Raw genomic sequence first — 12,886 nt, forward strand, 5'->3', positions numbered from 1 at the left:
CCACCGCCGTCGCGGGCGCCGCGAGGGCGACGCCGGCGCCGGTGAGGCCGGCGGCCGCGGCGAGCGCCGCGGCGAGGCTGATCTTGCTGGAACGCATGGCTGGACTCCTTCGCGTGAGTGGACTTCCGGACTCAATCTGTCCTGGCCAGCGGCCGGATTCCAGCGCGGAGGGTGTTGTTGAGAGCGTTCTCATCGAGACCTCATCGCGGGCCCGGGTTCTCTCATCAAAGGGACGTCCCCGCCGCCCGGCGAGGCGCCGGACGACGGGGACGGGAGAGGGCCGTCAGCGAGCGGCGGCCAGCTGGTCGAGCACCGCGAACGGGTTCGCCGCACCACCGTTGGCGGCGGCGACCACCCGCCGGTCGAGCGTGTAGCTCCCGCCGGCCGGGATCTCGACCTGGAACCGGCTCATCACCCAGTTGCCGTTGCCGTACGCGGTGAACGCGTCGTCGCCCGCGTAGATGACGCCGTACGTCTGCGGGTCGGTGCCGGCGGCCCCGATCCACCGCCCGGCCGGCTCGTACGCCGCCGGGCTCTCGTACGGCGTCGTGATCACGCCGTGGCCGGGCACGCCGATCCGCTGCCCGGCGCCGTCCCAGTCCATGGCGTCGCCGACCCACACGTCCAGGTCGGACGGCCCGGTGTTCCGGAACACCGTCGAGGCGCCGACCCACTCCTCACCGGGCCGGATCGTGTACGTCGTCTCGACGGTGACGCCGGGGTGCGCCGACGACGTGCCGGTGGTGCGCACGACGGCGGCATCGCCGGTCGCCTGGACGATCTCGACGCCGCTGTTCCGGATCGTCGTCTGCTGCCACGCCTCGGTGCCGGTCGGCTCCTCGTCGACGATGTACGGCAGGTTCAGCCAGTCCAGCTGGTCGGCCCGGCCGCGGACGGCGAGGTCGATCGGCTTGCCGACGGTGGAGTTCGGCAGCTGGCCGTCGTCGAACACCTTGGAGATCGCCATGGCGAGCTTGTCGTTCTCCATGACGACGTCCTGCGGGCCGCCCTCGACGGTACCGCCGGAGAGCTGCCGGCCGGTGCTGGCCAGCACCGACACCGGAGCCAGCGCGATGTCCGCCGTCGCGGTCGACCCGGCGGTGACCGACGCCGGCACGGACGCCGTCGCGTACCCCAGCGTCGCCACCCGCAGCGTGTACTCGCCCGGGTCGAGCGCCATCAGGTAGCGGCCGTCCGCCGCCGTCCGCGCCGACCCCACCACGGAGCCGGCCGCGTCGAGCGCCTCCACCAGCACGCCCGCGGCAGGCGCGCCGGTGTCGGACTGCGTCACCGTGCCGCCGACGCGGGACCGGTCGGCCACCTCGTCGTCGAGCAGGTCGAGCCGGTCGGCCCACTGCGCGATGTTGGAGGAGACGTGGCCGGCGCCCGGGTAGTCGGTGATGTGGTACCAGCTGATGGTCCGGGTGTCGCCGGCGTCGACGCCGGCGTCGAACCAGGTGCCGGTGACGTAGCCGAAGCCGCTGATCGCGTACGGCTCGTCCTCCAGCCAGGCCAGGCCGTGCGCCGGGACGGGCCGGACCGTCGTGGAGCCGACGTACACGAAGTTGTCGGTCCAGCCGGACCGGACGTAGCCGGGGTCGTTGCGGCCGACGCCCGGCACGTACGCGACGTCCTGGGCGCTGTCGGGGTCGAGCAGGTACTGGAAGTACCCGTCGAAGTCCGTCGTGCCGGTGTTCTCGATCTCCAGGCTGATCTTGACGACCGGAGCGTCGCCCAGCGCGCGGTAGCGCAGCGTCGTCTTGAGGTTGCCGTCGACGCGAGCCGACCCGGAGGCGACGACGGAGGAGCCCTCGGTGCCGATGTCGGTGAGGTCGAGCCAGTCGTTCGGGCGGTTCCAGTCCGGCGTGCCCGGGCCGCCGGCCGTCCGCGACAGCATCAGCTCGCTCCAGTCCAGCGTCTCCTGCGCGGTCCCGTCGAGCAGGAAGATGTCGCCGAGGCTCCCCGGCGCCAGCGTGCCCGGCAGGTTGTTCGCCGCGGCCCGGGACGAGATGGTCGCCTGGACCCGCTCGTTCATCGTGAAGTGGTACGTCTCGCCGGCCACGGCGTCGGTGCGCGGGCTGCCCGAGCCGTAGTCGGGCAGGACGGTCGACGCGCCGGCCGTCGGGCCGGTCACCTCGACCAGCTCCAGGTTCGCCGTCTGCGTCCCGGTGGTGCCGACCGTGACGGACGCCGTCGACCCGTCGGTGGGCAGGAACGCCCGCTTCGCCGTCGACAGCGTGTAGTCGCCGGGGGCGAGACCGAGCGTGTACCGGCCGTGCGAGTCGGTGGTCGTGGTCAGCGACGTGCCCCCGGCGGTCGCGACGACCCGGGCGTCGGCCACCGGCGCGCCGGTCGCCGAGTCCGTCACGACGCCGGTGACCCGCGCCCAGCGCGCCGCCGCCTCGCCGCCGGGGGTGAAGGCGTAGAGGTTGCCGTCCCACGCGCCGGCGACGACGGTGTTGCCGCTGACCGCGGGGCCGGAGCCGACCCAGGTGCCGATCTCGTACTGCCACAGCGGCTGCCCGGTCACGCTGTCCAGCGCGTAGAGGAAGCCGTTGTTGGCGCCGACGAACAGCGTCTCGCCGCTGAGCACGGGCGAGGACAGCACGCCGCCGGTGTAGGTGCCGCCGGGCAGCAGCCGGTCCCACAGCACCGCGCCGGTGCGCGCGTTGAGCGCCGTCACCGCGCCGCTCGGGAAGCCCATGTAGACGACCTCGCCGGCGACCACCGGCGCCGACGGCGTGGCCCCGCTGGACACCCGCGACGCGTGCGGGCTGCGGTAGGTCCACAGGTCACGGCCGGTGGCGGCGTCGCGGGCGATGATGCCGTTGTTCGAGCCGATGAAGACCCGGCCGCCGCCGGCGGCGGGGATGCCGTCCTGCCAGCCGCCGAGCACGGCCGACGACTGCCACTGACGGGCTCCGGTGGCGGCGTCGTAGGCGAGCACCTGATCGGCGGTCTGGCTGCCGACGAAGACCTGCCCGCCCGCGATCGCCGGCGTGCCGTCGCTCATCGTCGCGCCGGCCATGGGCGACGCCCAGAGCTGGCTGCCGTCCTCCGGGTCGAGCGCGACCAGCAGGCCCTGGCTGGCCGGGCCGAACCGGGTCTGGTACGCCCAGTACACCTTGCCGTTGGCGACGGCGGGGGAGTAGTAGCCGTAGGCGCGCTGGTTGTTCGGGTCCGGCGCCTCCTCGGTGTCGCGCTGCCAGACCAGCTCGCCGGTGGCGCGGTCGACGGCGAACAGCTGGGCGCGCAGCGTGCCGACGAAGACCGTGTCGCCGAGGACCGCCGGGGTGCCGACGACCGACGACGGGACGGGGAACTCCCACAGCTGCTCGCCGGTCGCGAGGTCGACGGCGTGCAGCGCGGCGTTGCCGTCGCCGTTCTCGTCGCGCGTGCCGGCGTACACGACGCCGTCGGCGATCACCGGCGAGCCGGTGAGGAAGGTGCCCGGCGTGCGGTAGCTCCACGCCAGCTCCAGCCCGGGGTCGACGACGTCGGCGGCGACGCCGGAGTGCGCGGAGTCGCCGTGGTGCTGGGTCCAGTCGGCGCCGGCCACGGGGGCGACCAGCGGCTCGGTCGTCATGGTGAAGTCCGCCGACTCCGTCCAGCGCTCGCCGCCCTCGCTGACCGCCTCGACCTCGATGGTGTGCGCACCGGGCCCGGGGGCGCGTCCGACGAACTCCGCGTGCCAGGTCAGCTCGCCCGACGGCTTGAGGCTGCGCCACGAGCCGTCGTCGATGCGGTACCGGACCCGGACCACCTCGTCGGCGGTGTCGTAGGCGTTGACCTGGATGTCCGGGAAGCCGGTGCGGTGGCCGTCGGCGCCCACCTCGCTGCCCGGCGCCGGGCTCGTGATCGTCAGCGCCTGGTCCACGCCGTACATGCGGAACGGGTTCTCGAAGTGGTCGCCGCGCATGTGGATGAACCGGAAGCCGCGCGGTGCGTTGTCGATGGTGTACGAGCTGGACACCGTCTGGATGTGCTTGGCCGACGGCGCGAACTCGCTGTTGGGCTCGACGTCGTTGGAGTGCTCGTGGCCGACCAGCATGAGCTCGGCGCCGTACCGGTCGAACAGGTCGCCGTACTGGTCGTACTGCGACGGCGAGCCGAACGGCACGTTCATCGGCTGGTGCGCCAGGACGACCAGCTCCTTGTCGCCGACGTTGGCCTCCAGGTCGCGGCGGATCCAGCTGAGCTGCTCGTCGAACGGCGCCTGGCCGTTGTTCTCCAGCACGAGGAAGTGCCGGTTGCCGTAGTCGAACGAGTACCACTCGGGGCCGACGTGCCGGCGGTAGTTGTCGATGCGCGCGGCGTAGCCGGTGCCGCCGCCGGAGAAGTACTCATGGTTGCCCACCGCGGGCCAGACGGGGACCTCGGAGCCGGCGGTCGCGTTCTTGTAGTTCGTGAACTCCGCGTCGGTCGCGTTGTTCGTGAGGTCGCCGCTGACGGCGATGAACGGGATGTCGTTCGAGGTGGAGTTGATCTCGTGGATCTGCTCCGGCAGCTGCGGGTTGACGTGCGGGTCGGCGATGTTGGCGAAGGAGAACGTCGAGCTGTCGCTGCCCGGGTCGCGGGTCAGCGCGAAGTCCGCCGTCCGCGTCTCACCGGCCGGGACCTGCCCGAAGTTCTGGTAGAACCGCGGCGTCATGAACTGGTCGGTGCCCACCATGTAGCCGGACGGCTGGGTGATGAACACCATGTCGCTGAGGCGCCGCTCGGTGTCCATCTCCAGCCGGTAGCGGCCCTCGGCGTCGGTCTCGACCAGCGCGACGCCGTCGGACACGCTCACGCCGGCGACTCCGGGCTCGCCGGCGTCCTGCCGCCCGTTGCCGTTGGCGTCCTCGAACACGACGCCGCTGACCGGCGCGGCCGACGCGGCGATGGTCTCGGCGACCACGGTCGCGACCGGGCCGATCAGGGCCAGCCCGGTGAGCAGCGCCACTGCCGCGTAGACGGCGCGGCGGTAGCGGCCGAGCGCCTCCGGGGAGAGGCGTGCGACCGTGGGCGCATCGGGCGACCGAGCGCGCCAGCGGGCCAGGACATTGAGCGTTGTCACTTCGTCTCCATTCACTGGGGTCACAGCAGCCGATGGACGAACCAGGCCAGCCCCGTCACGACGGTCGCGGCGGCCGCGACGACGTGGGCCAGCGAGAACCACGCGTAGCGCCGGGCGACGGTGACCAGCGCGAACAGGCCGGCGGCCAGGGCGGCCGCACCGACCTCGATGCCGAGGTTGAAGCCGGCGTACGACGTCACCAGGTCCCAGCCGAGGTCGTCGGCGAAGCGCAGCTCGCCGGCGAAGGCCAGCCCGTGCAGCAGGCCGGCGGCGGCGACCACCGGCAGCCGCCAGCGCGACTCCGGTCCGACGACGTTCGTCGCGGCGACGTAGACGACCGACAGCGCGACCAGCGGTCCGAGCACCTGGTCGGGCGGGCTCACCCAGCCGGCGACGGCGGCCAGCAGACCGGCGCTGTTGGTGACGGCGAACGCGCCGACCGCGCGGGCCAGCCGCCCGAGACCGGCCGCGCCGACGGCCAGCGCGGCCACGAACAGGGCGTGGTCGAGGCCGGTGAGGACGCGGCCGGCGCCGAGCCCGGCGGAGCGCAGCGCGGAGTCGCCGAGCGACTGCTCGCCGGTGCTGAACCGCGGATGGCCGCCGTCCAGGACGATGCGGCCGCGCTCGCCGCCGAGGTCGTAGTCGACGGTGGTGGTGTGGTCGTCGACGACGGCGTCCGAGCCGGCCCCGGAGAACACCGAGTAGTCGACGAGGTACCGCCCGGACGTCGCGCCGTGACAGTCGTAGCTCAGGTCCAGCACGGCATAGGGGACGTCCTCGGCCGTCGCGTCGGTGGCCGGCAGCTGCCGGACGTCGGACCCGTCCAGCGTCATCGTGCACTCGACCTCGTCGACGAAGACGCGGACGCGGTCGGTCAGGTAGGTCTCGATGAGGTCGTGGTGCTCCTCGAGCTCGGCCCGGCGGGCGCCGTCGTCGGGCGCCTCGATCGCCGCCATGCCCATGCCGATGGCGCGGGCCAGGATCTCGTACTCGAGGCCGAGCTCGTAACCGACGCGGTCGCCGTCGGACCGCAGCCGCGACCAGCCGTCGCTGGTGCGCACGTGCGCCAGGCCGGGCGCGGCGGCCGTGAGCAGCACGAGGACGGCCACGAGCCCGGCCACGGCCGCGCGGACCACCCGACTCGTCGACATGCGCACCTTTCCGCCCCGGTTCCGGCATTCGCCGGGATCACCCTGGTGCGCCGGAGTTCCCGGCGGCAATGCTCGTCGCCGGTTGTTCGCCCAGGGTTCGCACCGGCTACGGCGCGGCGTCGCCTGCCCGGCAACGGGGGTGCGACGGGGTCGCAGGAAGGACGAGACTGGGGGTTGTGGAACTGCGCCGGCTGGCCCGGGTCGCGGCGGTCGCCGCCGCGCTGAGCGGGCTGCCGTCGACGCTGTGCACGGTGGTCGTCGGCGGGGACCCGCTGGCGTCCACCCGCGCGGCCGGCACGCTGCTGCCGGGCCGGCGGTCGCGTCCGTCGGTGGCCGGCGGCGTGGTCGCCCATGTCGCGGTGAGCGCCGGCTGGACGGCGCTGCTGCTCGCGGTCGCGCGGCGGCGGCCGCTGGGCGTGGCGGGCGGTCTCCTGGCGGGGGCCGCGATCGCGGTGCTCGACCTGGAGCTGGTGGGCCGCCGCTACCCGGCGATCCGGGCGCTCCCGCGCGGGCCGCAGTGGCTCGACCACCTCGCCTTCGGCGCCGTCGTCGGCGCGTTCAGCCGGGATTCAGGTGCCGCGCCGCAGGGTCGGGACCGGAGGTGACGCCATGCGCATCCTGGTGGTCGAGGACGAGCGGCGGCTGGCCGACGGGATCAGGGCCGGCCTCGAGGCCGAGGGCTTCGCCGTCGACGTCGTCCACTCCGGCACCGACGGGCTCTGGGCCGCCGGCGAGCACGCGTACGACGCGATCGTGCTCGACCTGCTGCTGCCCGGGCTGAACGGCTACCAGGTGTGCGCGCGGCTGCGCGAGCGCGGCGTGTGGACGCCGATCCTGGTGCTCACCGCCAAGGACGGCGAGTGGGACGAGGTCGAGGCCCTCGAGACCGGCGCCGACGACTACCTCACCAAGCCGTTCTCGCACCACGTGCTGGTCGCGCGGCTGCGGGCGCTGCTCCGACGCGACCCGGGTGCCCGCCCCGTCGTGCTGGAGGCAGGCGACCTACGGGCCGACCCGGGCTCCCGGCGAGCATGGCGCGGCGACCAGGAGGTGGAGCTGACCGCGCGCGAGTTCTCCGTGCTGGAGTTCCTGCTGCGCCGCCGCGGCGACGTGCTGTCGAAGTCGGAGATCCTGCGGCACGTCTGGGACGAGGCGTTCGACGGCGACCCCAACATCGTCGAGGTCTACGTCGGCCATCTGCGCACGAAGCTCGACCGCCCGTTCGGGCGGTCGAGCATCGAGACGGTGCGCGGCGCGGGCTACCGGCTGGCCGCCGATGGCGGTTCGTCGAGAGGGCCTGTCGGTGCCCGCCCGTAGGGTGGGGTCCCACCCCATCGGGGCGGGGCATGACCGCGGCCGGGTCGAGCCCGGCCGGGTTGGGCGCGGGCGGGTTGGGCGCGGGCGGCTGCAGCGCGATCGAGGTGAGTGCGGCCGGGTTGGGCGCGGCCGGGTTGGGCGCGGGCGGGTTGGGCGCGGGCGGCTGCAGCGCGATCGAGGTGAGTGCGGCCGGGTTGGGCGCGGCCGGGTTGGGCGCGGGCGGGTTGGGCGCGGGCGGGTTGGGCGCGGACGGCTGCAGCGCGATCGAGGGGAGTGCGGCCGGGTTGGGCGCGGCCGGGTTGGGCGCGGCCCGGTTGAGGGCGGGCGGTTGGTCGCCGTTGGCGGCTGGTCGAGAGGGCTTGTCGGTGCCCGCCCGTAGGGTGGGGTCCCACCCCATCGGGGCGGGGCATGACCACGGCCGGGTCGAGCCCGGCCGGGTCGATCGCGGGCGGCCGCAGCGCGACGGATGCGCCCGCGGTTGGGCTGAGTGCGGCCGGGTTGGGCGCGGTGGGGTCGGGCGCGGTGGGGTCGGGCGCAGCCGGGTTGGCTCGGTCGGCGGCTCGCGGAGAGGACCTGTCGGTGCCCGCCCGTAGGGTGGGGTCCCACCCCATCGGGGCGGGGCATGACCACGGCCGGGGCGAACGCGGCGGGGTCGTGCCCGGCGAGGTTGAGCACCGCCCGGCCGAGCGCAGCCCGGCAGAGCGCCACCCGGCCGAGCGCGGCCGGGCGGGCTCGGTGCGGTGGCGCACGACGATCGGGGCGGTGGTCGTCGTCGGGCTGGCGCTGTTGATCGGCGGGGTCGCGCTGGTGGCCGTCATGCGGTCGACGCTGCTCGAGCAGGTGGCCGACGCGGCGCAGGCGCGGGCGGAGTCGGTCGACGCCGGGCAGCCGCGGCCGCGGCCGAGCGCCGACGACGACGGGTTCGTGCAGGTGGTCGACGCCGACGGCACCGTCGTCGCGGCGACGGCGAACGTCGCGGGGGCCGCGGCCGTCGACGTGCGTCCCGGCGGCACCGCGCGGGTCGATGTCGCGGGTGAGGACATGCTCGTCGTCGCGGTGCGCGCCGGTGACCGCACCGTCGTGGCCGGACAGTCCGCCGACGTCGCGGAGGCGACCGCGGTGGTGACCCGCCTGCTCGGCATCGGCCTGCCGGTGCTGCTCGCCGTCGTGGCGGTCACGACGTGGTGGACGGCGGGCCGGGCGCTCGCGCCGGTCGAGGCGGTCCGGGCGGAGGTCGACGCGATCTCCGCCGCCGAGCTGCATCGCCGGGTGCCCGCCGGCCGCGGCGACGATGAGATCGCCCGGCTGGCCCGCACCATGAACCGCATGCTGGACCGCCTGGAGGAGGCCCAGACGCGGCAGCGCGAGTTCGTCTCCGACGCCTCGCACGAACTGCGCTCGCCGGTCGCGTCGATCCGGCAGCACGCCGAGGTCGCGCTCGCCCACCCCGATCGCACCACCGTGCCCGACCTCGCCGGCACCGTCCTCGCCGAGGACATGCGGGTGCAGCGCCTGGTCGAGGACCTCCTGGTGCTCGCCCGTGCCGACGAGCGCCGGCTGCGGCTCGCCGCGCACCCCGTCGACCTCGACGACCTCGTGCTGGAGGAGGCGTCCCGGCTGCGGGCGGCCGGCGGCGTCGAGGTCGACACGACCGGCGTCGCCGCCACGCGGGTCACCGGCGACGCGGCCGCGCTGCGCCGCGTGCTGCGCAACCTCGGCGACAACGCCGCCCGGCACGCGGCCGGGGTCGTCACGCTGTCCGTCGCGGAGCGCGACGGCGTCGCCGTGCTGGCCGTCGAGGACGACGGCCCCGGCATCGCGCCCGCCGACCGCGAGCGCGTCCTCCGCCGCTTCGTCCGCCTCGACGAGGCCCGCGACCGCGACGCCGGCGGCGCGGGCCTGGGCCTGGCCATCGTCGACGAGCTGGTCCGTGCCCACGGCGGCGACGTGTCGGTGGAGGCGGCCGCCGGCGGCGGCGCCCGGATCGTCGTCCGGCTGCCCGGTCGGTCACCGGATGGGTGAGCGTTCGGTGTCGCCAGAGCAACACCGAACGCTCACCCATCCCGGACAGCGGCCCTACGCCGTTCAGCGCCGGTTCAGCACCGCGGGCGCACGCTCGTGCCATCGCCGGAACCACGAGGGAAGGGAGCGCGACGATGAGGCACCCGAAGGCATGGATCGGCATCGGCGCGGCGGCGGTGGCGGCAACCGGGGCGGTCGCCGTCATGGGCGCGGCGGCCGCGGACCACGACAGTGAACAGCCCATCACCGGCGACGCCCTGGAGCGGGCGAGTGCGGCCGCCCTCGAGCACACCGGCGGCGGCACCGTCACCGGCACCGAGGCCGGCGACGAGGAGAGCTACTACGAGGTCGAGGTCACGCTCGACGACGGCACGCAGGTCGACGTCCAGCTGGACGAGGACTTCACCGTGGTCGGCGACGAGTCCGACGACGACGGCGGCGGCGAGGACTGAGATGCCCCGCCCGGCCGCGACGATGGTCGCCGCCCTCCTCGCCGGCGTCGCGCTGGCCGGCTGCGGCGCGAGCCACGATTCCGGCGACGCCGCCACCCGCCGGGTCGACACCGGGACGCCGTCGTTCTCCGATCCGGCGACCGTGACGAACCCGCTGTTCCCGCTGGCGCCGGGCTCCCAGACGATCCAGCTGGGCCAGGAGGAGGGCGAGCCGCTCCGCGTCGAGGTCACCACGCTCCCGCGGACGCGGACGATCACCTGGGCCGGCCGGCGGATCGAGGCCGTCGTGTCGCAGTACGTCGCGTACCGGGCCGGGCGCATCGTCGAGGTCGCCTACGACTACTACGCGCAGGACGACGACGGCGGCGTCTGGTACCTCGGCGAGGACGTCGACAACTACGAGGACGGCGTCGTCGTCGACCACGACGGCAGCTGGCTGGCCGGCCGCGACGGGCCGGGCGGGCTGATCATGCCGGCGGACCCGCGCCAGGGCGACGTGTACCGGCCCGAGAACATCCCGGACCTCGTCTTCGAGGAGGTGACGGTCCAGGACGACGACGTCACGGCCGACGGGCCGCGCGGCCCGGTGCACGGCGCGATCGCGACCGAGGAGCGGCTGATGGAGGGCACCGTCGAGCACAAGGTCTTCGCACCCGGGTACGGCGAGTTCCGCGCCGAGGCCGCCGACGAGCTGGTCCAGGTCGCGCTGGCGGTCCCCACCGACGCCGTCGCGGGCCCCGTCCCGGCCGTGCTGACGCAGCTCGCCGACGGTGCCGCGCGGGTCTTCGACGATGCGGGCGCCGGCGGCGTCGCCGTCCGCGGCCACGTCGACGCGATGACGGCCGCCTGGCGGGACCGGCCCGACGAGACCGCGCCGGCCGCCCTCGCCGCCGCGCTGGAGGACGCCCTCGACCGGCTGTCGGACGCGGCGGGCTCCGGCGACACGGCCGGCGTGCGGCAGGCCGCCGTCGACACCACGACCGCCGTCCTGGACCTCACCCTGGCCTACCGGCCGCCGGCCGAGGTCGACGCCGCGCGGCTCGACGTCGTCGCCCGCCAGCTGGCGATCGACACCGCGGCCGCAGACCTGCCCGGTCAGCGGTCCGACGCAGCGCTCGTCGCCGTGCTCCGCGACCGCGGCGCGCTGACGCGCTGAGCGAACGCCCGTCGCCGCGCGGGACCGGCGGTACTACGCTCCGCCTCATGTCCGACGCGACCCGAGACGGCCAGGACGCGCTCATCCCGCAGATCCGCATCATGCGGCGGTCCGGCCGCGAGCAGCGGGCGACGTTCTTCGAGCTGTTCTTCGACCTCGTCTACGTCTTCGCCGTCACCCAGCTCTCGCACCACCTGCTCGACACGCACCTGACCTGGGCCGGCGCGGCCGAAACCGCGTTCATGCTGGTGGCGGTCTACTGGGCGTGGAACTACACGACCTGGATGGCGAACTGGTTCGACCCCGAGACGGTGCCGGTGCGGCTGGTGCTGACGTTCGTCATGCTGGCCAGCCTGCTCATGGCGGTGGCCATCCCGGAGGGCTTCGGCGACCTCGCGCTGCTGTTCGCCTGCACGTACTCCGGCCTGCAGATCGGCCGCAACCTGTTCGTCGTCCTCGCGACGCCGCCCGGGCTGTTCCACCAGAACTTCCGCCAGATCCTCGCCTGGTCCGTCCTGTCCGCGCCGCTCTGGGTGGCCGGCGGCGTGGCCGACGACGCCCGCTGGCCGCTCTGGCTGGCCGCGCTGGCGCTCGACCTCGCGGGCCCGCTGGCCCGCTACTGGCTCCCCGGCGCCGGCACGACGCCGATGAGCCAGTGGTCGATCGACGGGCACCACTTCGCCGAGCGGTTCCGGCTGTTCGTGATCATCGCCCTGGGCGAGAGCATCGTGCTGACCGGCGTGACGGCGTCGAACGGGGAGATGAACGCCGAGACCGGCCTCGCGCTCGGCCTGTCCTTCCTCGGCTCGGTGGCGCTGTGGTGGCTGTACTTCTCCGGCGCGTCGCCGGTGATCGCCCGGCGCATCGGCAACAGCACCAGCGAGGACGTCGGAGCGCTCGGCCGCGACATCTACACCTACCTGCACGTGCCGATCGTCGCCGGCATCGTCCTGATGGCGGTCGGCGACGAGCTCGTGGTCGCGCACCCCGACTACGACATGGAGACCGTCGGGGCGCTGGCCGTCCTCGGCGGACCGGCCCTCTTCCTCCTCGGCCTGGCGGCCTGCGGCGTGCGGGTCAAGCACCCGGTCGGCTGGCCGGCGATCGCCGCCGTCCTCGTCCTGCTCGCCGCGGTCCCCGTCATGGCCGGGCAGAGCGGCCTGGTGACGGCGGCCTTCGTGGTCGTGGTGCTCGGCGCGCTGGCCGTCGTGGAGCACCGCCGCACCGCCCGCGAGCCGGCCGGCGACGACGGCGAGGCGCCCGCGACCGGCGAGGTCGTGGACGCCCCCTGAGCGCCGCGGACCGGGTCAGGACCGGCCGAGGTCCACGCCGGTCACCGGGTCGAACCGCGTGACGCGCAGGTAGCTGTTCGCCGTCACGTTCGGGATGCTGTACGTCGGGTAGCCGGCCAGGAAGGCGTAGACGGAGTTGCCGTGGTCGCCCTCGGCGACCTGCCGGCCGGCACACGTGTCGTGGCCCGAGAACACGAAGCGGATGTCGGCGTGCGTGCGGACGAACTCCGTCCAGGTCCGCTCTCCGATGGCCGACCGGTCAGCTCGTCGGGCCCGCCGGCGGCGGGCAGGGAGAGGCCGGTCGCCAGGACGGCGGTCGCGGCGAGGGCGCCGGCCACTCGGGGACGGGTCTGCGCGGCATGTCGTGCTCCTCCAGGTCGGGCTCGGGCGGCGCGGCCGGCATCGAAACGTCGCGCGGGCGCCGTGTCGCCGTCGTC

Annotated in this window: 9 protein-coding genes; 6 read left to right on the top strand and 3 right to left on the bottom strand. The window is 74.6% G+C overall.

From position 1 onward, the window contains the following. Positions 1–283: 283 nt before the first annotated feature. Positions 284–5,059: an outer membrane protein assembly factor BamB family protein gene (locus DY240_RS18680; RefSeq protein WP_158602904.1), complete on the bottom strand. Its 4,776-nt coding sequence runs from the start codon at positions 5,057–5,059 to the stop codon at positions 284–286. Positions 5,060–5,079: 20 nt separating this feature from the next. Further along, complete coding sequence (locus DY240_RS18685; protein WP_147375393.1) at positions 5,080–6,210, bottom strand: HupE/UreJ family protein; 1,131 nt, start codon at positions 6,208–6,210, stop codon at positions 5,080–5,082. 176 nt (positions 6,211–6,386) lie between these two features. Between DY240_RS18685 and DY240_RS18690 the strand changes: the two genes are divergently transcribed. From DY240_RS18690 to DY240_RS18715, 6 genes are all read left to right on the top strand, one after another. Continuing rightward, entirely contained in the window at positions 6,387–6,815 is a 429-nt protein-coding gene (locus DY240_RS18690) for a hypothetical protein (RefSeq protein ID WP_199701749.1), read from the top strand. A 4-nt stretch (positions 6,816–6,819) separates the two neighbouring features. Further along, positions 6,820–7,527 (top strand): response regulator transcription factor, encoded by a 708-nt coding sequence (locus DY240_RS18695; RefSeq protein ID WP_119661354.1) that lies wholly within the window; start codon positions 6,820–6,822, stop codon positions 7,525–7,527. Positions 7,528–8,181: 654 nt separating this feature from the next. After that, entirely contained in the window at positions 8,182–9,549 is a 1,368-nt protein-coding gene (locus tag DY240_RS18700) for a sensor histidine kinase (RefSeq protein WP_199701750.1), read from the top strand. Positions 9,550–9,683: 134 nt separating this feature from the next. Next, a complete protein-coding gene (locus tag DY240_RS18705; protein WP_119661356.1) occupies positions 9,684–10,001 on the top strand; it encodes a PepSY domain-containing protein in 318 nt (105 codons plus the stop codon). Position 10,002: 1 nt separating this feature from the next. After that, positions 10,003–11,157 (top strand): hypothetical protein, encoded by a 1,155-nt coding sequence (locus DY240_RS18710; protein ID WP_119661357.1) that lies wholly within the window; start codon positions 10,003–10,005, stop codon positions 11,155–11,157. A gap of 47 nt (positions 11,158–11,204) precedes the next feature. After that, complete coding sequence (locus tag DY240_RS18715; RefSeq protein ID WP_119661358.1) at positions 11,205–12,449, top strand: low temperature requirement protein A; 1,245 nt, start codon at positions 11,205–11,207, stop codon at positions 12,447–12,449. A gap of 15 nt (positions 12,450–12,464) precedes the next feature. Here the strand turns inward: DY240_RS18715 and DY240_RS18720 are convergent, their stop codons facing one another. After that, on the bottom strand, positions 12,465–12,644 hold the full coding sequence (locus DY240_RS18720) for a hypothetical protein (protein WP_119661359.1): 180 nt from the start codon (positions 12,642–12,644) through the stop codon (positions 12,465–12,467). Positions 12,645–12,886: the final 242 nt, after the last annotated feature.

Origin of the sequence: Jiangella rhizosphaerae, from assembly GCF_003579925.1 — a bacterium.
GTDB lineage: Bacteria > Actinomycetota > Actinomycetes > Jiangellales > Jiangellaceae > Jiangella > Jiangella rhizosphaerae.